Source organism: Alishewanella sp. BS5-314, from assembly GCF_025377695.1.
Taxonomy (GTDB): Bacteria; Pseudomonadota; Gammaproteobacteria; order Enterobacterales; family Alteromonadaceae; genus Alishewanella; species Alishewanella aestuarii.
On sequence record NZ_JACEHJ010000001.1, the window covers coordinates 775001 to 800313 of the forward strand.

The 25313-nt window shown below is 49.2% G+C and carries 35 protein-coding genes (1 of these 35 cut by a window edge); all 35 read right to left on the minus strand.

What is annotated here, in order from left to right; translation table 11 throughout:
* Positions 1-686: the 5' portion of a class A beta-lactamase-related serine hydrolase gene (locus H1D31_RS03530; RefSeq protein WP_261256111.1), read on the minus strand. It extends 574 nt beyond the left edge of the window; 686 of the gene's 1260 nt are visible here — the first part of the coding sequence; it begins with the start codon at positions 684-686; the stop codon falls past the left edge of the window.
* A 138-nt stretch (positions 687-824) separates the two neighbouring features.
* Positions 825-1220: a 50S ribosomal protein L17 gene (gene rplQ, locus H1D31_RS03535; RefSeq protein WP_008950802.1), complete on the minus strand. Its 396-nt coding sequence runs from the start codon at positions 1218-1220 to the stop codon at positions 825-827.
* A 39-nt stretch (positions 1221-1259) separates the two neighbouring features.
* A complete protein-coding gene (locus H1D31_RS03540) occupies positions 1260-2249 on the minus strand; it encodes a DNA-directed RNA polymerase subunit alpha (protein ID WP_008950801.1) in 990 nt (329 codons plus the stop codon).
* A gap of 23 nt (positions 2250-2272) precedes the next feature.
* Complete coding sequence (rpsD, locus tag H1D31_RS03545) at positions 2273-2893, minus strand: 30S ribosomal protein S4 (protein ID WP_065956459.1); 621 nt, start codon at positions 2891-2893, stop codon at positions 2273-2275.
* A gap of 33 nt (positions 2894-2926) precedes the next feature.
* On the minus strand, positions 2927-3316 hold the full coding sequence (gene rpsK / locus H1D31_RS03550) for a 30S ribosomal protein S11 (protein ID WP_008609573.1): 390 nt from the start codon (positions 3314-3316) through the stop codon (positions 2927-2929).
* Between the two features lie 11 nt (positions 3317-3327).
* The gene (gene rpsM / locus H1D31_RS03555; protein WP_065956458.1) at positions 3328-3684 is read right to left on the minus strand and encodes a 30S ribosomal protein S13; all 357 of its coding nucleotides are present in this window, start codon (positions 3682-3684) and stop codon (positions 3328-3330) included.
* A gap of 132 nt (positions 3685-3816) precedes the next feature.
* Positions 3817-3930, minus strand: coding sequence for a 50S ribosomal protein L36 (gene rpmJ, locus H1D31_RS03560; protein WP_008950799.1), 114 nt, complete (start codon positions 3928-3930; stop codon positions 3817-3819).
* A gap of 21 nt (positions 3931-3951) precedes the next feature.
* A complete protein-coding gene (gene secY / locus H1D31_RS03565; RefSeq protein ID WP_065956457.1) occupies positions 3952-5280 on the minus strand; it encodes a preprotein translocase subunit SecY in 1329 nt (442 codons plus the stop codon).
* Positions 5281-5295: 15 nt separating this feature from the next.
* Positions 5296-5730 carry a 50S ribosomal protein L15 gene (gene rplO, locus H1D31_RS03570; protein WP_008950798.1) on the minus strand — a complete coding sequence of 145 codons (435 nt, stop codon included), beginning with the start codon at positions 5728-5730 and terminating at the stop codon, positions 5296-5298.
* Between the two features lie 3 nt (positions 5731-5733).
* A complete protein-coding gene (gene rpmD, locus H1D31_RS03575; RefSeq protein ID WP_008609577.1) occupies positions 5734-5916 on the minus strand; it encodes a 50S ribosomal protein L30 in 183 nt (60 codons plus the stop codon).
* Between the two features lie 6 nt (positions 5917-5922).
* Positions 5923-6426: a 30S ribosomal protein S5 gene (gene rpsE / locus H1D31_RS03580; RefSeq protein ID WP_008985232.1), complete on the minus strand. Its 504-nt coding sequence runs from the start codon at positions 6424-6426 to the stop codon at positions 5923-5925.
* 9 nt (positions 6427-6435) lie between these two features.
* On the minus strand, positions 6436-6786 hold the full coding sequence (gene rplR / locus H1D31_RS03585) for a 50S ribosomal protein L18 (protein WP_008609579.1): 351 nt from the start codon (positions 6784-6786) through the stop codon (positions 6436-6438).
* 9 nt (positions 6787-6795) lie between these two features.
* Positions 6796-7329 (minus strand): 50S ribosomal protein L6, encoded by a 534-nt coding sequence (gene rplF / locus H1D31_RS03590; RefSeq protein ID WP_065956455.1) that lies wholly within the window; start codon positions 7327-7329, stop codon positions 6796-6798.
* Positions 7330-7344: 15 nt separating this feature from the next.
* On the minus strand, positions 7345-7737 hold the full coding sequence (gene rpsH, locus H1D31_RS03595; protein WP_008609582.1) for a 30S ribosomal protein S8: 393 nt from the start codon (positions 7735-7737) through the stop codon (positions 7345-7347).
* A gap of 21 nt (positions 7738-7758) precedes the next feature.
* Complete coding sequence (gene rpsN / locus H1D31_RS03600) at positions 7759-8064, minus strand: 30S ribosomal protein S14 (protein ID WP_008609583.1); 306 nt, start codon at positions 8062-8064, stop codon at positions 7759-7761.
* Positions 8065-8075: 11 nt separating this feature from the next.
* Complete coding sequence (gene rplE / locus H1D31_RS03605) at positions 8076-8615, minus strand: 50S ribosomal protein L5 (RefSeq protein ID WP_008609585.1); 540 nt, start codon at positions 8613-8615, stop codon at positions 8076-8078.
* Between the two features lie 19 nt (positions 8616-8634).
* A complete protein-coding gene (gene rplX, locus H1D31_RS03610) occupies positions 8635-8949 on the minus strand; it encodes a 50S ribosomal protein L24 (protein ID WP_008609586.1) in 315 nt (104 codons plus the stop codon).
* A 9-nt stretch (positions 8950-8958) separates the two neighbouring features.
* Positions 8959-9327, minus strand: a complete 369-nt coding sequence (rplN, locus tag H1D31_RS03615; RefSeq protein ID WP_008224481.1) for a 50S ribosomal protein L14 — start codon at positions 9325-9327, stop codon at positions 8959-8961.
* Between the two features lie 226 nt (positions 9328-9553).
* Complete coding sequence (gene rpsQ, locus H1D31_RS03620; RefSeq protein ID WP_008950797.1) at positions 9554-9811, minus strand: 30S ribosomal protein S17; 258 nt, start codon at positions 9809-9811, stop codon at positions 9554-9556.
* A complete protein-coding gene (rpmC, locus tag H1D31_RS03625; RefSeq protein WP_008609588.1) occupies positions 9811-10002 on the minus strand; it encodes a 50S ribosomal protein L29 in 192 nt (63 codons plus the stop codon). The genes rpsQ and rpmC overlap by 1 nt, the downstream gene beginning before the upstream one ends.
* Entirely contained in the window at positions 10002-10415 is a 414-nt protein-coding gene (rplP, locus tag H1D31_RS03630) for a 50S ribosomal protein L16 (RefSeq protein WP_008950796.1), read from the minus strand. The genes rpmC and rplP overlap by 1 nt, the downstream gene beginning before the upstream one ends.
* A 12-nt stretch (positions 10416-10427) precedes the next feature.
* Positions 10428-11141 carry a 30S ribosomal protein S3 gene (gene rpsC, locus H1D31_RS03635; protein WP_008609590.1) on the minus strand — a complete coding sequence of 238 codons (714 nt, stop codon included), beginning with the start codon at positions 11139-11141 and terminating at the stop codon, positions 10428-10430.
* A 9-nt stretch (positions 11142-11150) separates the two neighbouring features.
* The gene (gene rplV, locus H1D31_RS03640; protein WP_008224490.1) at positions 11151-11483 is read right to left on the minus strand and encodes a 50S ribosomal protein L22; all 333 of its coding nucleotides are present in this window, start codon (positions 11481-11483) and stop codon (positions 11151-11153) included.
* 10 nt (positions 11484-11493) lie between these two features.
* Complete coding sequence (gene rpsS / locus H1D31_RS03645) at positions 11494-11772, minus strand: 30S ribosomal protein S19 (protein ID WP_008950795.1); 279 nt, start codon at positions 11770-11772, stop codon at positions 11494-11496.
* 16 nt (positions 11773-11788) lie between these two features.
* On the minus strand, positions 11789-12613 hold the full coding sequence (rplB, locus tag H1D31_RS03650; protein WP_008609592.1) for a 50S ribosomal protein L2: 825 nt from the start codon (positions 12611-12613) through the stop codon (positions 11789-11791).
* A 16-nt stretch (positions 12614-12629) separates the two neighbouring features.
* Positions 12630-12932, minus strand: a complete 303-nt coding sequence (gene rplW, locus H1D31_RS03655) for a 50S ribosomal protein L23 (RefSeq protein ID WP_008609593.1) — start codon at positions 12930-12932, stop codon at positions 12630-12632.
* The gene (rplD, locus tag H1D31_RS03660; RefSeq protein WP_008609594.1) at positions 12929-13534 is read right to left on the minus strand and encodes a 50S ribosomal protein L4; all 606 of its coding nucleotides are present in this window, start codon (positions 13532-13534) and stop codon (positions 12929-12931) included. The genes rplW and rplD overlap by 4 nt, the downstream gene beginning before the upstream one ends.
* An 18-nt stretch (positions 13535-13552) precedes the next feature.
* A complete protein-coding gene (rplC, locus tag H1D31_RS03665) occupies positions 13553-14191 on the minus strand; it encodes a 50S ribosomal protein L3 (RefSeq protein WP_261256160.1) in 639 nt (212 codons plus the stop codon).
* Positions 14192-14220: 29 nt separating this feature from the next.
* Positions 14221-14532 (minus strand): 30S ribosomal protein S10, encoded by a 312-nt coding sequence (gene rpsJ, locus H1D31_RS03670; protein ID WP_008899121.1) that lies wholly within the window; start codon positions 14530-14532, stop codon positions 14221-14223.
* Between the two features lie 246 nt (positions 14533-14778).
* On the minus strand, positions 14779-16518 hold the full coding sequence (locus H1D31_RS03675; RefSeq protein WP_261256167.1) for an acyl-CoA dehydrogenase: 1740 nt from the start codon (positions 16516-16518) through the stop codon (positions 14779-14781).
* A 128-nt stretch (positions 16519-16646) separates the two neighbouring features.
* Positions 16647-17831: an elongation factor Tu gene (tuf, locus tag H1D31_RS03680; protein WP_008609601.1), complete on the minus strand. Its 1185-nt coding sequence runs from the start codon at positions 17829-17831 to the stop codon at positions 16647-16649.
* Positions 17832-17887: 56 nt separating this feature from the next.
* Positions 17888-19993, minus strand: coding sequence for an elongation factor G (gene fusA, locus H1D31_RS03685; protein WP_261256168.1), 2106 nt, complete (start codon positions 19991-19993; stop codon positions 17888-17890).
* A gap of 27 nt (positions 19994-20020) precedes the next feature.
* A complete protein-coding gene (gene rpsG / locus H1D31_RS03690) occupies positions 20021-20491 on the minus strand; it encodes a 30S ribosomal protein S7 (RefSeq protein ID WP_008950792.1) in 471 nt (156 codons plus the stop codon).
* A 90-nt stretch (positions 20492-20581) separates the two neighbouring features.
* Positions 20582-20956, minus strand: a complete 375-nt coding sequence (rpsL, locus tag H1D31_RS03695; protein ID WP_008950791.1) for a 30S ribosomal protein S12 — start codon at positions 20954-20956, stop codon at positions 20582-20584.
* A 148-nt stretch (positions 20957-21104) separates the two neighbouring features.
* Positions 21105-25280, minus strand: coding sequence for a DNA-directed RNA polymerase subunit beta' (rpoC, locus tag H1D31_RS03700; RefSeq protein WP_008609605.1), 4176 nt, complete (start codon positions 25278-25280; stop codon positions 21105-21107).
* Positions 25281-25313 lie beyond the last annotated feature (33 nt).

Here is a 25313-nt window from a genome sequence, read left to right on the forward strand (position 1 = left end):
CGCTCTGGCAATGCCAATAATGTCTTACCCGCGGCATCGACAAAACGTATCGGGTTAAAATAACGGTTATCTTCATCATTAAAGGGCACACTTAAGCGGTGGTTGATGATAGTCGCTGTCAGACCTTTCGCTTTCAATTGCTCGTTAATATATTGCTGGCCCATTAATTCGTATAGGCGGTTACTACCGTCATTATCGCTAACCAGTAAAATCTTCTGAATATAATGCCCAACACTGGGTAAGCCGGTTTCGCTACTGCTATCACTATGTGCCGCGGTTTGCGGTGGACGCTGACTATCGGTCAGCATGGTCGTGTCCAGAGTTAGGCCATGTGTTGCCTGTTCATTCAACCACTGCAAGGCCAGAGCTGCCAACGGTAGCTTCACTGTACTGGCCGGATAGAAGTAGTGCTCAGGTTGTACCCGGTAGTGGTAATAATGGAGCTTCGGTAGCTGGCCATCAGCTGTGGGTAATTCGATACGGGTATAAAGGATCTGTAGCTGATAAGCTTCACTTGCCGCCAGCACCTGCTTTAATAACGCAGACTGCTGTTGACCTTGCTCAAGCAAAGGGAGCAAGGGTTGGCAACTGCTAGCCGCTGGAAAATGCTGGCAAGGATCCTGCTGCGCCAACGTCGTTTGCGGATAGAGTGTTAGAACAAGTAACAAACAGGCAAAGATTCTCATGCGGGTTCCCGATAGCTGTAAAATTTTATCTTAACGATAAAACCAGCATAAAGAAACGATATCACCCGCACAAAGCAGCAGACAAAAAAAGGGCATAAAAAAACCGGGCATAAGCCCGGTTTTTACGAGAATCAGTGATTACTCAGCTGCAGTTTCTTCAACTGGCAGTGCCGTTTCCGGACGATCAACTAATTCGATGTAAGCCATAGGTGCATTGTCACCCGCACGGAAGCCACACTTCAGAATACGAGTGTAACCACCTGGACGCGCGTTGTAACGCGGGCCTAATACGTTGAACAATAAACCTACCACTTCTTTATCACGAGTACGGGCGAAAGCCAGACGGCGATTTGCAACGCTGTCGTTCTTTGCCAGAGTGATCAATGGCTCGATCACACGACGTAACTCTTTAGCTTTTGGCAAAGTCGTTTTGATGATTTCGTGCTTCACCAACGAGCTTGCCATGTTGCGGAACATTGCAGTACGGTGGCTGCTATTCCGATTTAATTGACGACCACTCTTGCGATGGCGCATGATCTATTCCTTCTCACTAAACCAGGAACTGGTATCTGGTTAGTCTTTGTTTACCAAACTAGCTGGCGGCCAGTTTTCCAGGCGCATGCCCAGAGATAAACCGCGTGATGCCAGCACGTCTTTGATTTCGGTAAGTGACTTCTTACCCAGGTTAGGCGTTTTCAACAGCTCAACCTCGGTACGCTGCACCAGATCACCGATGTACTGAATCTGCTCTGCCTTTAAGCAGTTAGCAGAACGAACCGTTAGCTCTAAATCATCGACCGGCCGTAACAGAATCGGATCGAACTCCGGCTTCTCTTCACGTTTCTCTGGCTCACTCTTATCACGCAGTTCAACGAAGAACTCCAGCTGTTCAGCCAGAATTGTTGCTGCGCGACGAATGGCTTCCTCTGGCTCAACAGTGCCGTTGGTTTCCATGTCGATAATCAGTTTATCCAGGTCGGTACGCTGTTCTACCCGGGCGGCTTCAACGGTGTAAGCAATACGCTCTACCGGGCTGAAAGACGCATCCAGTAACAGACGTCCGATTGGACGTTCGTCATCGTCTGAGGAAAAACGAGCTGATGCAGGCACATAACCACGACCACGCTCAACTTTCAGGCGCATACTGAATTCAGTTTCGCCAGTCAGGTTGCAGATAACATGATCAGGATTAACGATTACCACACCGTCGCCACGCTGGATGTCTCCAGCAGTTACAGGGCCGGCACCTTTTTTCGTTAAAGTCAGGGTGACTTCGTCTTTGTCTTCCAGGCGTACGGCGAGGCCTTTCAGGTTCAGAAGGATATCAATGATATCTTCCTGTACACCTTCTTTGGCACTGTACTCATGGAGCACGCCGTCGATTTCTACTTCAGTCACAGCACAACCTGGCATGGACGATAACAGAATACGACGTAACGCGTTGCCCAAGGTATGCCCGAAACCGCGCTCAAGTGGTTCCAAAGTAACTTTGGCACGAGTTGGGTTGATCCTTTCGATACCAACTAATCTCGGCTTAAGGAATTCGGTGACAGAACCCTGCATATATCCTCTCTTAACAATTAGCCTTACTTAGAGTAAAGCTCGACGATTAACTGTTCGTTGATGTCAGCAGACAGATCTGAACGCTCAGGTTGACGTTTGAATACGCCTTCCAGCTTCGTTGAGTCTACTTCGATCCAAGTTGGCTTTTCACGTTGTGCAGCCAGCTCTAAAGCAGCGCCGATACGGGCTTGCTTTTTCGCTTTTTCACGAACTGAAACAACTTGTTCAGGTAATACAGTATGTGATGGAACATTCACCACGCGACCATCTAACATGATTGCTTTGTGGCTTACCAGCTGACGTGCTTCTGCACGCGTGCTAGCCAGACCCATCCGGTATACCACGTTGTCTAAGCGAGACTCTAACAACGCTAACAGGTTTTCACCGGTATTACCTTTCAAACGCGCAGCTTCTTTGTAGTAATTACGGAACTGCTTTTCTAATACGCCATAAATACGACGTACTTTTTGCTTCTCGCGTAACTGTAAACCGTAGTCTGACAGACGGCCACGACGGGCACCGTGCTGACCAGGAGCTGTAGTTAAGTTACACTTTGAATCGATTGCTCTCACGCCGCTCTTCAGGAACAGATCTGTACCTTCGCGACGACTCAGTTTGAGCTTAGGACCCAAATATCTTGCCATCTTCTTTCTCCAATAATCCGTGAAGCGCTGTGATTACACGCGACGTTTTTTAGGTGGACGGCAACCGTTATGCGGGATTGGCGTCACGTCGGTGATATTTGTGATTTTGTAACCAGCGGCATTCAGTGCGCGAATCGCTGATTCACGACCTGGGCCTGGGCCATTCACAAAGACTTCAAGGTTTTTCAGACCATATTCTTGTGCAGCAGCACCTGCACGCTCTGCAGCTACCTGAGCAGCGAATGGTGTAGATTTACGTGAACCACGGAAACCTGAACCACCGGCAGTTGCCCAGCACAGTGCATTGCCCTGACGATCAGTGATCGTCACAATGGTGTTGTTGAAAGAAGCATGGATATGAGCCATACCATCTGAAACTTGCTTTTTTACCCGTTTACGAGTACGAACTGGTGCTTTAGCCATGTTGAATCACCTTATTTCTTAATCGCTTTACGTGGGCCCTTACGGGTACGCGCATTTGTCTTAGTGCGCTGACCACGAACCGGCAGACTACGACGGTGGCGCAGGCCACGGTAGCAACCCAGGTCCATTAAACGCTTAATGTTTAATGTGATTTCACGGCGCAAGTCACCTTCAACGGTGTATTTTGCAACTTCGTCACGTAAAGAGTCCAGCTGAGCATCGCTTAAAGTTGCGATCTTCGTTGTCTCTTCGATACCCACTGCAGCTAAAATAGCTTTTGAGCGGGTCTTACCGATACCATAAACATAAGTCAGTGAAATCACTGCATGTTTATTATCGGGGATGTTAATGCCAGCGATACGGGCCACTAACGTTCTCCTATCTAAAATTAAAAGGTGCCAATTTGAAAAGCCCGTAAGGATACTCAAATGGCGCTCATATTGCAAACAATAAAGGGGCTCAACTAAAAGTTCAGCCCGCCTTATCGTAATTTTCTGCTATTAGCCTTGGCGTTGTTTGTGCTTCGGCTCACTGCAAATTACGCGAACTACGTTATTACGTTTGATCACTTTGCAGTTACGGCAGATCTTCTTAACGGAAGCTCGTACTTTCATAACTTAACTCCGCAAAATATCTTAACGGCCTATGCCTTTAAGATTTGCCTTTTTCAGCACAGAATCATACTGATGCGACATCAGATGCGTCTGTACCTGTGCCATGAAGTCCATGATAACGACGACGATAATCAGTAACGATGTACCACCGAAGTAGAACTGTACGTTCCACGCCACCATCATGAATTCAGGAACCAAACAAATAAAGGTAATGTACAGGGCACCGGCTAAGGTTAACCGCGTCATCACTTTATCAATGTATTTTGATGTCTGCTCACCAGGACGGATGCCAGGAATAAAGGCTCCGGACTTCTTCAGGTTGTCAGCTGTATCACGCGGGTTGAATACCAACGCAGTATAGAAGAAACAGAAGAAAATAATCGCTGCTGAGTATAACATCATATACAGCGGTTGTCCCGGAGATAATGTTAGCGCTAACTCCTGTAAGAAGTTGGCTACCATACCCTCACCTGATCCGAACCAACTGGCAATAGTGCCAGGGAACAGAATAATGCTAGAGGCAAAGATCGGTGGAATAACACCGGCCATATTAACCTTTAACGGTAAATGGCTGCTTTGCGCGGCAAATACCTGACGGCCTTGCTGACGCTTGGCATAGTTAACCACAATACGACGCTGGCCGCGTTCAAAGAACACTACGAACCAGGTAATCGCAATAACAATCACACCAATAGCTACTAACAGTAAAAAGTGCAAATCGCCCTGACGTGCCTGCTCAATCGTCTGACCAATAGCAGACGGGAAGCCAGCAACAATACCGGTGAAAATTAGCAGCGAAATACCGTTACCGATGCCGCGTTCTGTAATTTGCTCACCTAACCACATTAAGAACATGGTGCCGGTAACCAAGCTGATTACCGCGGTAAAGTAAAATGCAAAACCCGGGTTAAGTACTAACCCTGGCATCATATTTGGCAAGCCAGTAGCTATACCAATAGACTGTAAAATCGCTAATGCTAAGGTACCGTAGCGTGTATATTGGTTAATTTTGCGTTTGCCAGCCTCACCCTCTTTCTTCAGTTCAGCCATTGCCGGATGCATTACCGTCAATAACTGTACAATAATAGAGGCTGAGATGTACGGCATAATGCCTAACGCAAAGACCGAAGCACGCTCGAGAGCACCACCGCTGAACATGTTAAACATTTCAACGATGGTACCTCTTTGTTGCTCGAATAACTGAGCTAGCACGGTGGCGTCAATTCCAGGAATTGGCACAAATGAGCCTAACCGGAAAACGATTATGGCTAAGAGCACAAACAACAGACGAGATTTCAGCTCGCTGAATCCGCCTTTTGCTGCTCTTGAGTCCGAACCTGGTTTAGCCATTGCGTACTATCCTTATTATTCTTCGACTTTACCGCCAGCGGCTTCGATTGCTGCACGCGCGCCTTTAGTTACGCCTAAACCTTTTACGGTTACCGGACGAGTGATCTCGCCAGACAGCACAACTTTAGCGAACTTCACAGTGCGGGCAATGATGTTAGCTTCCATTAATGAAGCCAGATCAACCACATCACCGTTAACAGCAGCGATTTCGTGTAAACGTACTTCAGCAGAAACCAGAGATTTCAGAGAAGTGAAACCGAACTTAGGTAAACGCTGCTTCAGAGGCATTTGACCGCCTTCGAAACCTGGACGTACTTTACCGCCAGAGCGTGATTTTAAACCTTTGTGACCACGGCCACCGGTTTTACCTAAGCCAGAACCGATACCACGGCCCAGACGGCGCTTTTCTTTCTTGGCACCTGGTGCTGGAGCAAGAGTATTTAATAACATCTGTTACTCCTCCACTTTAACCATGTAGTAAACGGCGTTGATCATACCGCGAACTGAAGGAGTGTCTTCAACTTCAACGGTGTGACCGATACGACGTAAACCCAGACCCAGTAATGAAGCCTTGTGCTTCGGTAAACGACCGATGCTTGACTTCACTTGGGTGACTTTAATTGTTTTCTTCGCCATGGCAAATTACCCCAGAATATCGTCAACGCGTAAACCGCGTTTTGCCGCTACCTGAGCCGGAGACTTAACAGCCGCCAGCGCGTTGATAGTGGCGCGAACTACGTTAATTGGGTTGGTTGAACCGTAACACTTAGACAGAATGTTCTGGATACCGGCAACTTCCAGCACGGCGCGCATAGCACCACCGGCGATCAGACCTGTACCTTCTGCAGCTGGCTGCATATAAACATTCGAACCTGAGTGCACACCCTTAGTTGGGTGGTGCAGTGTGTTACCATTTAATTCAACCTGAGTCATGTTGCGGCGGGCTTTTTCCATTGCCTTTTGAATAGCAGCTGGAACTTCGCGCGCTTTACCATAACCGAAACCAACACGGCCATTGCCATCGCCTACCACTGTCAGAGCGGTGAAGCTGAAAATACGACCACCTTTTACCACTTTTGACACGCGGTTAACAGCAACAAGCTTCTCTTGTAAGTCAGATTGTTGTTTAACTTCTTCGTTAGCCATGAGCTACTCCTAGAACTGAAGACCGGCTTCACGCGCTGCGTCTGCTAACGCCTGCACGCGACCATGGTAGCGGAAGCCGCTACGGTCAAAAGCACAAGCAGTAACGCCTTTGGCTACTGCACGTTCGGCGATCGCTTTACCTACAGCCTTGGCCGCTTCTACGTTACCAGTGTACTTCAGAGATTCTGCGATAGAGGCTTCAACAGTTGAAGCAGCAGCAATCACTTCGGCATTTGGCGCGATCAGCTGAGCGTAGATGTGACGTGGGGTACGGTGTACCACCAGGCGATTCGCACCTTGTTCGATAATATTTCTGCGGACGCGTTTGGCACGACGCAGACGAGCAAGTTTCTTATCCATCGTCCTACCTTACTTTTTCTTCGCTTCTTTACGACGCACGTTTTCATTCGCATAACGTACACCCTTGCCTTTGTAAGGCTCTGGCTTACGATATGCACGGATGTTGGCAGATACCTGACCAACTAACTGCTTATCAGCACCTTTAACCAGAATTTCGGTCTGAGTTGGTGTTTCAATAGTGATACCAGCAGGAACCTGGAACGCTACCGGGTGCGAGAAGCCCAGGCTCAGGTTTAATACCTTACCTTCAGCTTTAGCACGGTAACCCACGCCTACTAATTCCAGCTTCTGAGTGAAGCCGTCGGTCACACCGATAACCATGCTGTTCAGCAGTGCACGGGCAGTACCCGCTTGTGCGTTAGCGTTTTCGAAACCTTCGCGTGGTACAGTACGCAGTACGTTACCATCAACAACGATCTCAACCGCTGGGTTAACATTTAATGTTAACTCGCCGTTTTTGCCCTTCAGTGCCACTACCTGACCGTTCTGCGTTACAGAAACGCCGGCTGGCAGAGTGACTGGGGCCTTAGCAACACGAGACATAGATTACTACCTCCGTTACGCTACGTAGCCGATGATTTCGCCACCGATACCAACCTTGCGCGCGGCACGGTCAGTCATTAGTCCTTTAGATGTTGACACGATGGCCACACCTAAACCGCCCATTACCTTAGGTAATTCGCCGCTCTTCTTATAGATTCGCAGGCCTGGACGACTAACACGATCGATAGTTTCAATTACAGATTTGCCCTGGAAGTACTTTAATGTCACTTCCAGCTCTGGCTTAACGTCACCAGATACCGCGAAATCGGCGATGTAACCTTCGTCTTTCAATACTTTCGCAATTGCCGTCTTCAGTTTTGAAGAAGGCATTTTAACCGCAACTTTGTTAGCCGCTTGGCCGTTACGGATGCGAGTAAACATATCCGCTACTGGATCTTGCAAACTCATAGCTCGTTACTCCCGTGATTCTTACCAGCTAGCCTTACGAAGGCCAGGAATTTCACCGCGCATTGCAGCTTCACGAACCTTGATACGGCTCATACCGAACTTGCGCAGATAACCGTGTGGACGACCTGTTACACGGCAACGATTACGTTGACGTGATGGGCTTGAATCACGCGGCAACGTCTGTAACTTAAGAACTGCAGCCCAACGGTCTTCATCAGAAGTGGCCGGATTAGCAATCAGATCTCTCAGTTCATGACGCTTAGCAGCGAACTTGGCTACCAGTTGTGCACGCTTTAATTCACGTGCTTTCATTGATTGTTTTGCCATGACCCTACACCTTATTTCTTGAACGGGAAGTTGAACGCGGCAAGTAATGCACGACCCTCGTCATCGCTACGAGCAGTTGTAGTAATAGTGATATCTAAACCACGTACTGCATCTACTTTATCGTAATCGATTTCAGGGAAAATGATTTGCTCACGTACGCCCATACTGTAGTTACCACGGCCATCGAATGACTTCGAGCTTACGCCACGGAAGTCACGGATACGCGGGATAGCGATAGAGACTAAACGCTCTAAGAAATCCCACATACGCTCGCCGCGCAGGGTCACTTTTGCGCCAATAGGGTAGCCTTGACGGATTTTGAAGCTGGCTACTGACTTACGCGCCTTGGTCACTAATGGCTTTTGGCCAGAGATAGCTGTTAAATCAGCTACCGCGTTCTCAAGGATCTTCTTGTCAGCTACGGCTTCACCCACACCCATGTTGAGTGTGATTTTTTCAATCCGAGGGACTTGCATGACGCTGGTGTAGCCGAACTGTTTCATCAGTTCTGGGACTACGGTGTCTTTGTAAATCTCATGCAGTTTCGCCATCGTATTACTCCAATAGCAATTAAATTACTTCGTTATTCGATTTGAAGAAACGGACTTTTTTGCCATCTTCAAAACGGAAACCTACGCGATCTGCTTTACCCGTTTTAGGGTTGAAAATCGCTACGTTTGAAACATGAATTGAGGCTTCTTTCTCGACGATACCGCCTGGCTGGTTGATAGCCGGAACAGGTTTCTGGTGCTTCTTAACCAGATTCACGCCTGAAACATAAACACGGTTCTCAGAAACTAAAACTTTAGTCACTTTACCGCGCTTACCTTTGTCCTTACCAGTAAGAACAATTACCTCGTCATCACGACGGATTTTGCTAGCCATGCTGACTCCTTACAGTACTTCTGGTGCCAGAGACACGATCTTCATGAATTTATCACCACGAAGTTCACGTGTTACAGGCCCGAAAATACGGGTGCCGATCGGTTCCAGCTTGTTGTTTAACAACACTGCTGCATTACGATCAAAACGGATTAATGACCCGTCCTGACGACGTACGCCTTTAGCTGTACGCACCACCACTGCATTCAGAACGTCACCTTTTTTCACTTTACCGCGAGGAATGGCTTCCTTAACAGTAACTTTGATGACGTCACCAATTGCAGCATAACGGCGATGCGAACCACCTAAGACCTTAATACACATTACGCTGCGCGCGCCGCTGTTGTCTGCGACTTCCAGCATAGATTGCATCTGGATCATCTTAGTGCTCCGCTACTCTACTAAGTAACCTTCTCAGGTTACGCTGCTTACGATAATAAAAACCCTCCCTAAAGGAAGGGCGCGTGATTATAACAGCAGTTATGCAAAAGTGGTAGTTTAAAATAAAAACAATTCGGCCGAACCGGCACTCCACTTAACCGCAGCAAACTGACTGTCTTAAAAACAAAAACGGCTCCCGAAGGAGCCGTTTTCAAGTCACTGAGGATTACTCAGCAGCTGTTTCAACGACAGCAACCAGAGTCCAGGACTTAGTCTTGGAAAGTGGACGGCATTCACGAATAGTGACAACGTCGCCTTCTTTACACTGATTGTTTTCGTCATGTACGTGCAGCTTGGTAGTACGCTTGATGAACTTACCATAGATTGGGTGTTTCACCGAACGCTCGATCGCAACAGTGATAGACTTGTCCATCTTGTTGCTGATCACCTTACCTTGCAGTGTACGGGTGTTAGTTTCAGTCATTACGCACCTGCCTTCTCGGTTAAGATGGTCTTAACGCGCGCGATATCACGACGCACCTGCTTCAATAAGTGAGTCTGAGCTAACTGACCAGTAGCTGCTTGCATGCGCAGGTTGAACTGCTCACGTAACAGACCTAACAATTCAGTGTTCAACTCTTCAACACTTTTGGTTTTCAATTCGCTGGCTTTCATCACATTACCGTCCGCGTTACAAAGGTTGTCTTAAATGGCAGCTTAGCAGCAGCCAGTGAGAACGCGTGGCGCGCTAACTCTTCAGACACACCGTCCATTTCATACAGGACTTTGCCAGGTTTAATCTGACATACCCAGTATTCAACAGAACCTTTACCACTACCCATACGTACTTCCAGCGGCTTAGCAGTAATTGGTTTGTCCGGGAACACACGGATCCAGATCTTACCAACACGCTTAACAGCCCGCGTCATAGCACGACGTGCAGATTCAATTTGACGTGAAGTCAGTTGACCACGCTCTACAGATTTCAGTGCATAGGTACCGAAGCTGACTTTATCGCCAACTAAGGCCAGACCGCGGTTACGGCCTTTGTGCACTTTCCGGAATTTTGTACGTTTTGGTTGCAACATCGCTCAATACCCTTACTTAGCCTTACGAGCCGGTTTTTTCGGCGCTTTAGGCTGGTTGTTATTGTTGGCGTTGTTGGCGTTATTTTGCAGAGGCAGACCACCTAAGATCTCGCCTTTGAAAATCCACACTTTCACACCAATGATACCGTAAGTAGTCAGTGCTTCTGAGGTATTGTAGTCGATGTCAGCACGCAGGGTGTGCAGTGGCACACGGCCTTCGCGGTACCATTCATCACGGGCAATTTCAGCACCGCCTAAACGGCCGCTTACTTGTACCTTGATACCCTTAGCACCAATACGCATAGCGTTTTGTACCGCGCGCTTCATCGCACGACGGAACATTACGCGACGCTCTAACTGGCTGCTGATTGAATCAGCAACTAATTTTGCGTCCAGCTCTGGCTTACGGATCTCAGAGATATTGATCTGCGCAGGTACGCCAGCGATAGCGGCTACTTGCTTACGGATCTTCTCAACGTCTTCACCTTTTTTACCGATGATCACGCCTGGACGAGCAGTGTGGATAGTCACACGGATGCTTTTCGCAGGACGCTCGATATCGATCCGGCTTACTGAGGCTGCTTTCAGTTCTTTAGTCAGGTACTGACGAACTTTATAGTCACCGTTCAGGAAATCCGGGAAGTCTTTTGTATTCGCGAACCAGGTTGAGCTCCATGGCTTAGTGATACCTAGGCGAATACCATTAGGATGTACTTTCTGTCCCATTTCTCACTCCTAGTTATCAGCTACAACCACAGTAATGTGGCTGGTACGCTTGACGATACGATCAGCACGACCTTTAGCACGTGGCTTGATACGCTTCATAGACGGACCTTCATCAACGAAGATGGTCTTAACTTTCAGCGTGTCGATGTCCGCGCCTTCATTGTGCTCAGCGTTGGCAATGGCTGATAAAAGAACCTTTTTAACTAACTCAGCAGCTTTCTTCGGGCTGTAAGTCAGTACGTTCAGCGCCTTATCTACTGGCAAACCACGCACCTGGTCAGCAACCAGACGAGTTTTTTGTGCAGAAGAACGGGCAAATTTGTGTTTCGCTAATGCTTGCATTATTTACCCCTTAACGCTTCTTGGCCTTTTTGTCGGCGGCATGACCACGATAGGTACGAGTAGGTGCAAATTCACCTAACTTGTGACCGATCATCTCTTCTGAGACGAACACAGGTACATGTTGACGACCATTATGGACAGCGATGGTCAAACCGATCATATCAGGTATGATCATTGAACGACGGCTCCAAGTCTTAATAGGCTTCTTGTCACCGCTTTCCAACGCTTTCTCTACCTTCTTCAGCAAGTGAAGGTCGATAAATGGACCTTTCTTGAGAGAACGTGGCATGGCAATTCCTCACAAATTATTTATCACGACGACGTACGATCAGTTTATCAGTACGCTTGTTTGAACGAGTCTTGTAACCTTTAGTTGGTACGCCCCAAGGTGTAACTGGGTGACGACCACCTGAAGTTTTACCTTCACCACCACCGTGCGGGTGATCTACCGGGTTCATTACCACACCACGTACCGTTGGACGGATACCGCGCCAGCGCATTGCGCCCGCTTTACCGTACTGACGTAACATGTGTTCGGCATTACCGATTTCACCAATGGTTGCACGGCAGTCAGCTAATACTTTACGTACTTCGCCGCTACGCAGACGCAGAGTTACATACTCACCGTCACGGGCCAGGATCTGAGCGAAAGCGCCTGCTGAACGAGCCAGCTGACCGCCTTTACCTGGTTTCATTTCGATGTTATGTACTACCTGACCTACCGGGATATTCCGCAGTGGTAAGGTATTGGCTGGTTTGATTGGTGCATCAACACCAGAAACCACCGCATCACCGGCTTTCAGACCTTTCGGTGCCAGGATGTAACGACGCTCACCGTCTGCATACAGTACTAATGCAATGTTAGCGGTACGGTTTGGATCGTACTCTAAACGCTCTACTTTAGCCGGAATACCGTCTTTAGTGCGTTTGAAGTCAACAACGCGGTAATGCTGTTTATGACCACCACCGATATGACGGGTAGTGATACGACCGTTGTTGTTACGACCACCAGTCTTAACGTTCTTCTCTAACAAAGGTGCATAAGGCTTGCCTTTGTACAGGTCAGGGTTAACCACTTTTAATACGTGGCGACGACCTGGTGACGTAGGTTTACACTTAACAAGTGCCATTTCCTAACTCCTCTTCTTACTCAGCGCCGCCAACAAAATCGATTTCGCTGCCTTCTTTAAGAGTGACGTAGGCCTTTTTCCAGTCGCTACGCTTGCCCATGCGCATACCAGTGCGCTTGGTCTTACCCTTAACGTTAACAGTACGAACACCTACTACTTCTGTTTCAAACAGTTTTTCTACGGCCGCTTTAATGTCAGCTTTGGTAGAGGTAGTAGCTACTTTGAAAACGATAGTGTTGTGTTTTTCTGCCGCGTTAGTGCTCTTTTCAGAAACGTGCGGAGCCAGAATCACTTTCAGTAAACGTTCTTCGCGGATCATGCTAACAGCTCCTCAAGTTGTTTAACTGCAGCAGCAGTCATTAACACTTTGTCGAATGCGATTAAGCTGACCGGATCGATACCGTGTACGTCACGCACGTCAACCTTGTACAGGTTACGGGCAGACAGGAACAGATTCTCGTCAACTTCGTTAGTAACGATCAGAACGTCTTTTAAATCCATCGCTTTCAGTTTTGCAGTTAAGTCTTTGGTTTTTGGTGTTTCAACGCCAAAGTTCTCAACAACAATTAAGCGGTCCTGACGAACTAATTCAGACAGAATGCTCTTGATTGCACCGCGATACATTTTACGGTTAACTTTCTGGCTGTGATCTTGCGGCTTAGCAGCAAAAGTCACGCCACCGCTACGCCAAATTGGGCTGCGGATTGTACCAGCACGGGCACGGCCAGTACCTTTTTGACGCCATGGCTTCTTGCCGCCACCACGCACTTCTGAACGGGTCAGTTGAGCACGGGTACCCTGACGGGCGCCAGCTGCATACGCAACGACTACCTGGTGTACCAGAGCTTCGTTAAACTCACGTCCAAAGGTAGCTTCGGAAACTTCAAGAACGCCTTGAGCGTCTCGTAATGCTAATTCCATCACTTCTCTCCTCAGACGTTAGCTTTTAACAGCTGGTTTAACGATCACGTCACCACCGATAGCACCAGGCACTGCGCCTTTTACTAACAGCAGGTTACGCTCTGCATCAACACGAACCACTTCCAGCGACTGCACAGTTACGCGCTCGTTACCTAAGTGACCAGCCATTTTCTTACCTTTGAATACTTTACCTGGTGATTGGTTTTGACCAATTGAACCAGGGGCACGGTGAGATAAAGAGTTACCGTGCGTAGCATCCTGGGAACGGAAATTCCAGCGCTTGATCGCACCAGCAAAACCCTTACCCTTAGATGTACCTACTACATCTACTTTCTTTGTTTCTGCGAAAATTTCGACAGTAATCTCGCTACCAACAGTGATGTCAGCGCCTTCGTTATCCTGCAGGCGGAATTCCCACAGACCACGACCCGCCTCTACACCGACTTTTGCAAAGAAACCTGCGTCTGGCTTGTTCAGGCGGCTTGCCTTAACTGCACCAGTAGTTACTTGCAGCGCGTTATAACCGTTAACTTCTTCAGTTTTAACAGCAGTAACGCGGTTTGGTGTTGCTTCGATTACGGTTACTGGGATAGAAACGCCATCTTCTGTGAAGACGCGAGTCATACCCACTTTACGACCGATAAGACCGATAGCCATTTCCTAAACCTCTCTAAAAACCTGTCTGATTAGCCCAGGCTGATTTGAACGTCAACGCCAGCTGGCAGATCTAAACGCATCAGCGCATCAACTGTTTTTTCAGTTGGTTCAACGATGTCGATTAAACGCTTGTGAGTACGGATTTCGTACTGGTCACGCGCATCTTTATTGACGTGAGGAGAAATCAGAACAGTAAAACGTTCCTGACGGGTTGGCAGTGGAATTGGACCACGAACCTGGGCGCCAGTACGCTTAGCTGTGTCAACGATTTCCATAGTTGACTGATCGATCAAGCGGTGATCGAACGCTTTCAGACGGATGCGTATCCTTTGATTACTCATTGTATCAAAGCCTCAAAGAGCAAAAAGAGCAAAAATAAACATAAGCAAGCAGCCATTTTGGCTTTGCCTATGCACCTAGTTTCAAGTGCTCCCCAATCGGGAGCTTATCAACAAACACTCTGCCTAACAGGACTTACCGGTGTTTGTACCAGCCAGAATCATATCGACTGGCGGCGTATTATATACACCCCAGCCGATATTGCAAGCATTGATTATAAAACGATCAACAGTAACACCAATCAGATTTTAGAATTGTTCGTCTGTCAGTTGCAGCGCGGCGCTGCCATCGGCGCCCAGCTGGGCAAACAATGCCTGCGCCTTTGGCATAACCCGACGCAGATACCAGTGTGCCGCACCTTGTTTAGCGGCAATAAAATCGGCGCTATGCTTTTCGCTATCAAGCGCTGCCAGATTCTTGTACCACATATAGCCATAGAGCACATAGCCTACCGCATCCAGCAGGTCACAGGCATCCAGCGCCTGTTGCGTCGTATCCTTCGCCAGTTGAGCTGCAACACAATCTTGTAGCTGAACTGCCGCAGTTAACAGTAGTTCAGCAGCGGCATTGGGCTTTGTACTGACCTCAGTATGGATCTCTGTCAATAGCTGCCGCAGCACGCCGCCCTGGTCGGCCGCCACCTTGCGCAAGGCAAAGTCCAGCGCCTGAATACCATTTGTCCCCTCATAGATCTGAGCAATCCGTACATCCCGCACCAGCTGCTCCATACCCCATTCTTTAATATAGCCATGACCACCGAATACCTGCTGTGCGTTAACGCAGGCATCCAAACCACGATCCGTCATAAAGGCTTTGGTGATCGGCGTCAGTAGGTTGGCACGGTCAGCCGAGAGCTTACAATTATCATATTTTGCCTTATCCAGTAAGCTGGCAACCCAGGTCGCAAAGGTTCGGCCTGCTTCGTTAAGGGTTTTGATATTTAACAGCATCCGCCGCACATCAGGATGGCCAAGGATCGGGTCGGCTTTGTTCGGATCACGCCCGACGGTTCTACCCTGCAAACGGTCTTTGGCATAGGCCAAGGCATTTTGATAAGCGCGCTCTGCAGCGCCCAATCCCTGACTACCCATCGACAAACGCTCGTAGTTCATCATGGTAAACATACAGGCCAAACCGCGGTGTGGCTCACCAATCAGATAACCGGTAGCACCATCAAAATTTAGCACACAGGTTGCCGAGCCATTAATACCCATTTTGTGTTCGATAGAGCCAACACTGACGTTATTGCGCTCGGCCGGCTCTCCGTTTGCGTTAAGTAAAAACTTCGGCACCAGAAATAGGGAGATACCCTTGCTGCCTGCTGGAGCGTCCGGCAATTTGGCCAGCACCAGGTGGATAATGTTGCGGGTAAGGTCATGCTCACCGGCGGTAATAAAGATTTTGCTACCGCTGATTTGATAGCTGCCATCCGCTGCCGGCTTGGCCGTAGTTCGCATAATACCCAGATCTGAGCCGGCGTGCGCTTCGGTCAGACACATAGTACCCGACCATTCCCCGCTGTAGAGCTTTGGCAGGTACAGCGCTTTGGTTGCATCATCTGCATGTTGCAGCAAGGCAACACAGGCTCCGGCAGTCAGTCCCGGATACAGTGAAAAGGCAATATCAGCACTACAGAGCATCTCGTCGACCATCATCGACAAGGCCTTGGGCATCCCCATGCCGCCGTATTCCGGATCACCGCTTAAACCGGTCCAGCCGCCCTCACTCAGGCTTTGATAGGCACTGTAATAATGTTCCGGTAGCGTAACCTTACCATCAGCTAGCTGAGCGCCACGCTGGTCAGCGGCCTGACTAAAAGGCGCCAGTTGCTGCTCACAAATTTTAGCGGCCTCTTCAAGAATAGCTTTGGCAGTATCTGCCTCAATCAAGTCCTGCAGCTGCGGCTGCTGTTGCCAATACTGATCTAATTGCCAGACGTCAAACAGGTTAAACTGGATATCATTGAGGGGTGCCTGATACAGACTCATGCTCTACTCCTAAACTGGACCGATGAGTGAGAACTATGGCACAGCTAGGGTAGTCAAACAAGTGTTTGAATTTGCTTAAAGGCATAAAAAAGGCCCCTTACGGAGCCTTCTTTGTACAACAGTATGACTTAGGCGATGATCTTAGATACTACGCCTGCACCTACTGTACGACCACCTTCACGGATTGCGAAGCGTAAACCTTCGTCCATCGCGATTGGGCAGATCAGTTCTACGGTGAACTTCAGGTTGTCACCTGGCATTACCATCTCTACGCCTTCTGGCAGCTCTACCGCACCTGTTACGTCAGTGGTACGGAAGTAGAACTGTGGACGGTAGCCTTTGAAGAATGGCGTGTGACGACCACCTTCTTCTTTTGACAGTACGTACACTTCACCTTCAAACTTAGTGTGTGGCTTGATTGAACCTGGCTTCGCCAGTACCTGACCACGCTCTACGTCTTCACGCTTGGTGCCACGTAACAGTGCACCAATGTTCTCACCTGCACGACCTTCGTCCAGCAGCTTACGGAACATCTCTACACCAGTACAGGTCGTTGATACTGTATCTTTGATACCTACGATTTCTACTGTCTCACCAACTTTGATGATACCTTGCTCTACACGGCCTGTTACTACTGTACCACGACCCGCGATTGAGAATACGTCTTCGATTGGCATGATGAACGGCTTATCGATTGCACGCTCTGGCTCTGGGATATAAGTATCCAGCGCTTCGCCCAGCTCCAGGATTTTCTTTTCCCACTCGGCATCGCCTTCCAGACCTTTTAAGGCTGAACCGCGGATTACTGGCAGGTCATCACCTGGGAAGTCGTAGTCTGACAGAAGCTCACGCACTTCCATCTCTACCAGCTCTAACAGCTCTTCGTCATCTACCATGTCACACTTGTTCATGAACACGATGATGTACGGTACGCCTACCTGACGTGATAACAGGATGTGCTCACGCGTTTGTGGCATTGGGCCGTCTGTCGCCGCTACTACCAGAATAGCGCCGTCCATCTGGGCTGCACCAGTGATCATGTTCTTAACGTAGTCAGCGTGACCTGGACAGTCAACGTGTGCATAGTGACGCGTTGGTGTGTCGTATTCTACGTGTGAAGTATTGATCGTGATACCACGGGCTTTTTCTTCCGGTGCTTTGTCGATTTGATCGAAAGCAAATGCCTGACCGCCGTAGTGCTTAGCTAATACGTTAGTGATAGCAGCTGTCAGTGTAGTTTTACCGTGGTCAACGTGGCCGATTGTACCTACGTTTACGTGCGGTTTTACGCGTTCAAATTTAGCCTTAGCCATGTGTAGACCCTTCTTAGTCAAAAATTAGACCCGGCCAAAACCGGGCCTGTTAATCGTTAATCGTATGCTTTACGTGAAGCGATAATGGCTTCAGTAACGTTACTCGGTGCTTCCTGATAGTTCAGTGGCTCCATCGAATAGGAGGCACGGCCCTGACTCAGTGAGCGCATGTTAGTGGCATAACCAAACATTTCCGACAAAGGCACATTAGCAGCAATAATTTTGATGCCACCTGGTGCGTCTTCCATGCCATTGATAATACCGCGCCGACGGTTCAAATCGCCAACGATGTCACCCATAAAGTCTTCTGGTGTCACTACTTCAACCTTCATAATAGGTTCCAGTAGCACAGGCTTGGCCTGCAACGCACCTTTTTTGAAGCCCATTGAAGCGGCGATTTTAAAAGCCATTTCACTGGAGTCAACATCGTGGTAAGAGCCCTCAAACACCGTGACTTTAACGTCGATTACCGGATAACCCGCTAATACGCCGTTTTTCATCTGCTCTTGAATACCTTTGTCGATTGCCGGAATAAACTCTTTTGGAATTACCCCACCGACCACGGCATTTTCAAACTTATAACCTTCGCCTTCCGGTAATGGTTCAATGCGTAACCAACAGTGACCAAACTGCCCACGACCACCAGATTGACGAACAAACTTACCTTCGACTTCCGTCTGACCACGCAGGGTTTCGCGGTAAGAAACCTGTGGTTTACCCACGTTCGCTTCTACCTTGAACTCGCGCTTCATGCGGTCAACGATAATATCGAGGTGTAGTTCGCCCATACCCGAGATAATGGTTTGCCCGGTCTCTTCATCGGTATGCACCCGGAAAGACGGATCTTCCGCTGCCAGTTTACTCAGGGCTACACCCATTTTCTCCTGGTCGGCTTTGGTTTTCGGTTCAACTGCGACAGAAATTACCGGCTCAGGGAACTCCATCCGCTCCAGAATAATCGGGTTATCCTGATCGCATAGGGTATCACCTGTGGTGGTGTCTTTCAGACCAATAGCCGCGGCAATATCACCCGCCCGAACTTCTTTGATTTCCTCACGCGAATTAGCATGCATCTGTACGATACGGCCAATCCGCTCTTTCTTGTCTTTTACTGAGTTGTATACGGCTGAGCCAGACTCAACCACACCTGAGTAAACCCGGAAGAAAGTCAGGGTACCAACGAAGGGGTCAGTGGCGATTTTAAATGCCAGGGCCGCAAAGGGCTGGTCGTCGCCTGAAATCCGCACACCTTCTGATTCATCCGGCAAAATACCGCGGATGGCTTTAACTTCAGTCGGTGAAGGCAGGAAGTAGACTACGTTATCCAGCATGGCCTGAACGCCTTTATTCTTAAAGGCTGAACCACACATAACCAGCACAATCTCGTTGCGTAAGGTCAGGTCACGCAATGCCTGACGGATTTCCTGTTCAGTGAATTCCTCACCTTCCAGATAACGATCCATCAGTTCTTCACTGGCGTCTGCGGCCGCTTCGATCATGTTCTGCCGCCACTCGTTACACTCTGCAACCATATCGGCTGGAATGTCTTCATAAGTGAAGGTCATACCCTGATCGTCTTCGTTCCAGTTGATTGCCTTCATTTTAATCAGGTCAATCACACCTTTGAACTGGTCTTCAGCACCAATAGGCAGCTGAATAGGCACGCAACGCGAGTTCAGGCGGTCATTAGCCTGCTTAACTACGCGCAGGAAGTTAGCACCTGTACGGTCCATCTTATTTACGAAGATCATGCGAGGAACTTCGTATTTATTCGCCTGCCGCCAAACCGTTTCGGTTTGTGGCTGGACGCCGGATGAACCGCAAAGTACTACCACAGCACCATCTAACACCCGCAGTGAACGCTCAACTTCAATAGTGAAGTCAACGTGGCCCGGGGTATCGATCAGATTGATGCGGTGCTGTTCAAACTGCTGCTGCATACCAGACCAGAAAGTTGTCGTCGCAGCCGAGGTAATAGTAATACCCCGCTCCTGCTCCTGTTCCATCCAGTCCATAGTTGCAGCGCCGTCATGCACCTCACCAATCTTATGCGAGCGGCCTGTATAAAACAGGACCCGCTCGGATGTCGTGGTTTTGCCGGCATCAACGTGAGCACAGATACCAATGTTACGGTAACGTTCGATTGGAGTTGTACGTGCCACAATAATTTCCCCTCAGTTAAGAAATTCTTACCAGCGGAAGTGTGCGAACGCTTTGTTCGCTTCGGCCATACGGTGCACGTCTTCACGCTTCTTCACCGCTGAACCTTTGTTCTCGATTGCATCCAGCATCTCGCCTGCAAGACGCTGAGCCATAGATTTTTCACCACGTTTACGGGCAGCTTCTACTAACCAGCGCATGGCTAAAGCATTACGACGCACCTGACGAACTTCACACGGTACCTGGTAGGTAGAACCACCCACGCGACGTGATTTAACTTCAACAGACGGACGAATGTTATCCAGAGCCACTTCGAACAGGTCGATGTGCTCTTTCTTAGATTTCGTAGCTGCAATTTCTAAAGCGCCGTATACAATTGATTCGGCGATGGACTTTTTACCGTCGACCATTACGACGTTAACAAATTTGGCAAGTAACTCACTTCCGAACTTAGGATCTGGAAGGATTTTACGTTGACCGATGACGCGTCTTCTAGGCATTCGAAACTCCGATTGCTTCAGGTGATTCCAAAACTTTTAATACAGTAATGAAAAAAAGTTGTTTAGTTTGGCCTTACTAACGGAGTACCGTTACTTCTTAGGCCGCTTGGCGCCGTACTTAGAACGGCCTTGTTTACGATCTTTTACGCCTGCACAGTCTAACGTGCCACGTACGGTGTGGTAACGCACACCCGGAAGGTCTTTTACCCGGCCACCGCGGATCAGCACTACGCTGTGTTCCTGCAGGTTGTGGCCTTCACCACCGATGTAAGAAGTTACTTCGAATCCGTTGGTTAAACGAACACGGCATACTTTACGTAATGCTGAGTTTGGCTTCTTAGGTGTAGTGGTGTATACACGGGTACAAACACCACGCTTCTGCGGGCAAGCTTCAAGCGCCGGAACGGTGCTCTTGGCTACCTTCTGGCTGCGCGGCTTACGCACTAGCTGGTTGATTGTTGCCATTAAATACTCCTGGTTAATATATACCCAATAAACGTGAAAAATTCCGCCCCCGAGAATGAGGCCGCGGAATTCTAATGGTCAAGCTTTGACCTGTCAAGTTACAAAGCACACTGCCAGCATTTTAATGCCGGCAGGTGTTGTTCCTTGCTTACTCGTCGTTGCCCGATAAATCCATATTCAGTGCATCGGTCAGCGCCTGTTCGGCCGACTCTGCACTCATTACCGGTTCAACAACATCATTGTTGCCGGCACGCTGACGGGCACGGTTCTGGTGATAAGCAAAACCAGTACCGGCCGGGATCAGACGACCAACAATAACGTTTTCTTTCAGACCACGCAGTTCGTCAACCTTGCCGCCGACAGCAGCTTCGGTCAGAACGCGGGTGGTCTCCTGGAACGAGGCCGCAGAAATGAAGGAGTCCGTAGACAGAGACGCCTTAGTAATACCTAACAGTACACGCTCGTACTGCGCAGGCATTTTGCCGGCGGCTTCCAGTTCACGGTTCGCGATATTCACGCGGGCCACTTCAGCCTGTTCGCCTTCCAGGAATTCACTGTCGCCAGGGTGAGTGATCACACACTTACGCAGCATCTGCCGGATAATGGTCTCGATGTGCTTATCGTTGATCTTTACACCTTGCAGACGGTAAACGTCCTGTACTTCGTTCACAATGTAGCTGGCAACATGGTGAATACCACGCAGACGCAGGATGTCATGTGCTGACTCCGGACCTTCTGACAGGACTTCACCTTTCTCAATGCGCTCACCTTCGAACACATTGACCTGACGCCATTTCGGGATCATCTCTTCATGAGCTTCACCCTGGTCCGGTGTAATTACCAGACGGCGTTTGCCTTTGGTTTCTTTACCAAAACCGATAACACCTGAGATCTCAGCCAGAATGGCCGGATCTTTTGGCTTACGCGCTTCGAACAAGTCCGCAACGCGCGGCAGACCACCGGTAATATCCCGTGTCTTCGAGCTTTCCTGAGGAATACGTGCCAGTACAGTACCGGTAACCACGTTATCGCCGTCGGCCACTTCAATAGTGGTGAAGCTTGGCAGACGAATTTCCTGCAGGCCACCATCGTCGGTTGCCAGAATCAGCTTCGGCTCTTTGGCGTTCGCTTTGGCCAGGTCTTTCACTACAGTACGGGTTAAGCCGGTCAGCTCATCCATTTGTACTTCAGTATTGGTATCGTCAACATCACTGAACGACACTTTAGCGCCGCGCTCAACGATAATTGGGTGTGAGTGCGGATCCCAGTTCGCCACGATCTGGCCTGCTGTGATCTTAGCGTTATCGTCTGTCGTCAGGATCGAACCGTACGGCAGTTTATAGCGCTCTTTTTCACGACCTAATTCATCGAATACGGTGACTTCAGCTGAACGCGAAGTGATAACAATCTTGTTATCGGCATTGCGGACGAACTTGGCGTTGTGGAGCTTCAGGGTACCGGCGTTCTTCACCTGGACACTGTTTTCAGCTGATGCCCGTGATGCCGCACCACCGATGTGGAAAGTCCGCATCGTTAACTGGGTACCAGGTTCACCGATTGACTGCGCTGCGATAACACCTACCGCCTCACCTGGGTTAATCAGGTGACCGCGCGCCAGATCCCGGCCGTAACACTTAGCACAAACACCGAAGTCGGTCTGACAGGTAATAACAGAGCGTACGTGTACTTCGTCGATTGAGTTTTTCTCAATCAGATCACACAGCTGCTCATCAAGCATGGTGCCATCTGTCACCAGCACTTCGCCAGTGGTTGGCGCGATGATATCGCCAATCACCACCCGGCCCAGTACCCGCTCACGCAGACCTTCTACCACGTCACCACCTTCAATCAGCGGCTTCATGATAATGCCCTGCTCAGAACCACAGTCGTGCTCTGTTACGACTAAGTCTTGTGCCACATCGACCAGACGACGCGTCAGATAACCTGAGTTCGCTGTTTTCAGTGCGGTATCGGCCAGACCCTTACGGGCACCGTGCGTAGAAATAAAGTACTGTAATACGTTCAGACCTTCGCGGAAGTTCGCCGTAATCGGCGTTTCGATGATCGAACCATCCGGCTTTGCCATCAGGCCCCGCATCGCTGCCAGCTGACGGATCTGCGCCGGTGAACCCCGGGCGCCAGAGTCGGCCATCATGTACACTGAGTTAAACGACTGCTGCTGTACGGTATTACCGTCGCGATCAACCACGTTCTCTTTCGACAGGTTATCCATCATCGCCTTAGACAAGGCTTCGTTGGCTGTTGACCAGATATCGATAACTTTGTTGTACTTTTCACCCGCGGTAACCAGACCCTGTTGGAACTGGTCCTGGATCTCTTCTACTTCTTTCTCAGCTGCGTCGATAATTTCAGTCTTCGCCGCTGGGATCACCATATCATCGATACCAACCGACACACCCGATAACATCGCGTAGTGGAAACCGGTATACATAATCTGGTCTGCCAAAATAACGGTTTGTTTCAGACCGATACGGCGGTAAGCACCGTTTAACAGGCGGGAAATCTGCTTTTTACCCATCGCCTGGTTCACCGCATCAAAGCTTAAACCTTCCGGCAGGATCGAATACAGAATGGCCCGGCCAACAGTGGTGTCTTTAACTGCCGTCTCAGAGGTCTTAGTGCCATCTTCATGGATGGTCACTTCGGTCATCCGCACTTTGACTTTGGCGTGTAAGCTGGCAACACCGGCACGGAACGCTTTCTCGGCTTCTTTCGGGCTCTTGAACAGCATGCCCTCGCCTTTCGCGTTTATCGCTTCGCGGGTCATATAGTACAGACCCAGAACGACGTCCTGCGATGGTACGATGATTGGCTCACCGTTTGCTGGCGACAGTACGTTGTTGGTCGACATCATTAACGCACGGGCTTCTAACTGTGCTTCCAGCGTTAACGGTACGTGTACCGCCATCTGGTCACCGTCGAAGTCAGCGTTATAGGCCGCACACACCAGAGGGTGCAGCTGAATCGCTTTACCTTCGATCAGTACCGGCTCAAATGCCTGGATACCCAGACGGTGCAGTGTTGGTGCCCGGTTCAGAAGTACCGGATGTTCACGGATGACTTCGTCCAGTACGTCCCATACTGCGCCTTCTTCGCGCTCTACCATTTTCTTGGCGGCTTTGATCGTCGTCGCTAAACCACGGGCTTCAAGCTTGCCATAGATAAACGGCTTGAACAGTTCCAGTGCCATTTTCTTCGGCAGACCACACTGGTGTAAACGCAGCGTAGGACCTACGGTAATTACCGAACGGCCTGAGTAGTCTACACGCTTACCCAACAGGTTCTGACGGAAACGACCCTGTTTACCTTTGATCATGTCCGCCAGTGACTTCAGTGGACGCTTGTTGCTACCGGTGATCGCACGGCCGCGACGACCGTTATCTAACAGCGCATCAACAGCTTCCTGTAACATCCGCTTTTCGTTACGTACGATAATGTCCGGCGCAGACAGGTCTAACAGACGCTTCAAACGGTTGTTACGGTTAATGACGCGGCGGTATAAATCGTTCAGATCTGAGGTCGCGAAACGACCACCGTCCAACGGTACTAACGGACGCAAATCCGGCGGTAACACTGGCAGGACAGTCATAATCATCCACTCTGGCTTGTTACCAGAGGTATGGAAGGCTTCCATCAGTTTCAGACGCTTGCTGATTTTCTTCCGCTTGGTTTCTGAGTTAATGGTTGGCAACTCTTCGCGCATTTGCTTGATTTCAGTCGCCAGATCAATGCCTTTTAATAAGTCCAGAATCGCTTCTGCACCCATCTTGGCTTCGAACTCATCGCCATGCTCTTCCAGCACGTCCAGATATTCTTCTTCGGTCAGCATCTGACGACGCTCCAGCGACGTCATACCTGGCTCGGTAACCACGTAGCTTTCGAAGTACAGTACGCGCTCGATATCACGCAGCGTCATATCCAGTAATAAACCGATACGGCTTGGCAGTGACTTCAGGAACCAGATATGGGCAGTCGGGCTGGCCAGCTCGATATGACCCATGCGCTCACGACGGACTTTGGTCAGGGTGACTTCAACGCCACACTTTTCACAAATTACACCGCGGTGCTTTAAGCGCTTGTACTTACCACACAGACACTCATAGTCTTTTACCGGCCCGAAGATCCGGGCACAGAATAAACCGTCACGCTCGGGTTTAAAGGTACGGTAGTTGATCGTCTCTGGCTTTTTCACTTCGCCGAATGACCATGAACGAATCATGTCCGGCGAGGATAAACCGATACGGATAACATCAAACTCGTCAGTTTTAGTTTGCTGTTTCAGAAACTTTAATAAGTCTTTCACCTTTGCTCTCCTGTAAGAGGTAAACCGGAATGG

What these genes read in the sequence shown, in the direction of transcription:
- rpsQ (WP_008950797.1), bottom strand. Translation starts at nt 9,811, where the DNA reads ATGACTGAAACTAACACCCGTACACTGCAAGGTAAGGTGATCAGCAAC.
- tuf (WP_008609601.1), bottom strand. Translation starts at nt 17,831, where the DNA reads ATGGCTAAGGCTAAATTTGAACGCGTAAAACCGCACGTAAACGTAGGT.
- rpmC (WP_008609588.1), bottom strand. Translation starts at nt 10,002, where the DNA reads ATGAAAGCCAGCGAATTGAAAACCAAAAGTGTTGAAGAGTTGAACACT.
- H1D31_RS03540 (WP_008950801.1), bottom strand. Translation starts at nt 2,249, where the DNA reads ATGCAGGGTTCTGTCACCGAATTCCTTAAGCCGAGATTAGTTGGTATC.
- rplF (WP_065956455.1), bottom strand. Translation starts at nt 7,329, where the DNA reads ATGTCTCGTGTTGCTAAGGCCCCAGTCACTCTGCCAGCCGGCGTTTCT.
- rplQ (WP_008950802.1), bottom strand. Translation starts at nt 1,220, where the DNA reads ATGCGCCATCGCAAGAGTGGTCGTCAATTAAATCGGAATAGCAGCCAC.
- rplV (WP_008224490.1), bottom strand. Translation starts at nt 11,483, where the DNA reads ATGCAAGCATTAGCGAAACACAAATTTGCCCGTTCTTCTGCACAAAAA.
- rpsN (WP_008609583.1), bottom strand. Translation starts at nt 8,064, where the DNA reads ATGGCAAAACAATCAATGAAAGCACGTGAATTAAAGCGTGCACAACTG.
- rplN (WP_008224481.1), bottom strand. Translation starts at nt 9,327, where the DNA reads ATGATCCAGATGCAATCTATGCTGGAAGTCGCAGACAACAGCGGCGCG.
- rpsL (WP_008950791.1), bottom strand. Translation starts at nt 20,956, where the DNA reads ATGGCAACAATCAACCAGCTAGTGCGTAAGCCGCGCAGCCAGAAGGTA.
- rplO (WP_008950798.1), bottom strand. Translation starts at nt 5,730, where the DNA reads ATGTTATTAAATACTCTTGCTCCAGCACCAGGTGCCAAGAAAGAAAAG.
- rpsH (WP_008609582.1), bottom strand. Translation starts at nt 7,737, where the DNA reads ATGAGTTTGCAAGATCCAGTAGCGGATATGTTTACTCGCATCCGTAAC.
- rpmD (WP_008609577.1), bottom strand. Translation starts at nt 5,916, where the DNA reads ATGGCGAAGAAAACAATTAAAGTCACCCAAGTGAAGTCAAGCATCGGT.
- rplW (WP_008609593.1), bottom strand. Translation starts at nt 12,932, where the DNA reads ATGATCCGCGAAGAACGTTTACTGAAAGTGATTCTGGCTCCGCACGTT.
- rplR (WP_008609579.1), bottom strand. Translation starts at nt 6,786, where the DNA reads ATGGATAAGAAACTTGCTCGTCTGCGTCGTGCCAAACGCGTCCGCAGA.
- rpsK (WP_008609573.1), bottom strand. Translation starts at nt 3,316, where the DNA reads ATGGCTAAAGCACCAGTTCGTACTCGTAAACGGGTAAAAAAGCAAGTT.
- rplB (WP_008609592.1), bottom strand. Translation starts at nt 12,613, where the DNA reads ATGGCACTTGTTAAGTGTAAACCTACGTCACCAGGTCGTCGCCACGTA.
- rplC (WP_261256160.1), bottom strand. Translation starts at nt 14,191, where the DNA reads ATGGCTATCGGTCTTATCGGTCGTAAAGTGGGTATGACTCGCGTCTTC.
- rpsE (WP_008985232.1), bottom strand. Translation starts at nt 6,426, where the DNA reads ATGGCTAACGAAGAAGTTAAACAACAATCTGACTTACAAGAGAAGCTT.
- rplP (WP_008950796.1), bottom strand. Translation starts at nt 10,415, where the DNA reads ATGTTGCAACCAAAACGTACAAAATTCCGGAAAGTGCACAAAGGCCGT.
- rplX (WP_008609586.1), bottom strand. Translation starts at nt 8,949, where the DNA reads ATGGCTAGCAAAATCCGTCGTGATGACGAGGTAATTGTTCTTACTGGT.
- rpsC (WP_008609590.1), bottom strand. Translation starts at nt 11,141, where the DNA reads ATGGGACAGAAAGTACATCCTAATGGTATTCGCCTAGGTATCACTAAG.
- H1D31_RS03675 (WP_261256167.1), bottom strand. Translation starts at nt 16,518, where the DNA reads ATGAGTCTGTATCAGGCACCCCTCAATGATATCCAGTTTAACCTGTTT.
- rplD (WP_008609594.1), bottom strand. Translation starts at nt 13,534, where the DNA reads ATGGAATTAGCATTACGAGACGCTCAAGGCGTTCTTGAAGTTTCCGAA.
- rpsJ (WP_008899121.1), bottom strand. Translation starts at nt 14,532, where the DNA reads ATGAGTAATCAAAGGATACGCATCCGTCTGAAAGCGTTCGATCACCGC.
- rpsD (WP_065956459.1), bottom strand. Translation starts at nt 2,893, where the DNA reads ATGGCAAGATATTTGGGTCCTAAGCTCAAACTGAGTCGTCGCGAAGGT.
- rpsS (WP_008950795.1), bottom strand. Translation starts at nt 11,772, where the DNA reads ATGCCACGTTCTCTCAAGAAAGGTCCATTTATCGACCTTCACTTGCTG.
- rpsG (WP_008950792.1), bottom strand. Translation starts at nt 20,491, where the DNA reads ATGCCTAGAAGACGCGTCATCGGTCAACGTAAAATCCTTCCAGATCCT.
- rpmJ (WP_008950799.1), bottom strand. Translation starts at nt 3,930, where the DNA reads ATGAAAGTACGAGCTTCCGTTAAGAAGATCTGCCGTAACTGCAAAGTG.
- secY (WP_065956457.1), bottom strand. Translation starts at nt 5,280, where the DNA reads ATGGCTAAACCAGGTTCGGACTCAAGAGCAGCAAAAGGCGGATTCAGC.
- rplE (WP_008609585.1), bottom strand. Translation starts at nt 8,615, where the DNA reads ATGGCGAAACTGCATGAGATTTACAAAGACACCGTAGTCCCAGAACTG.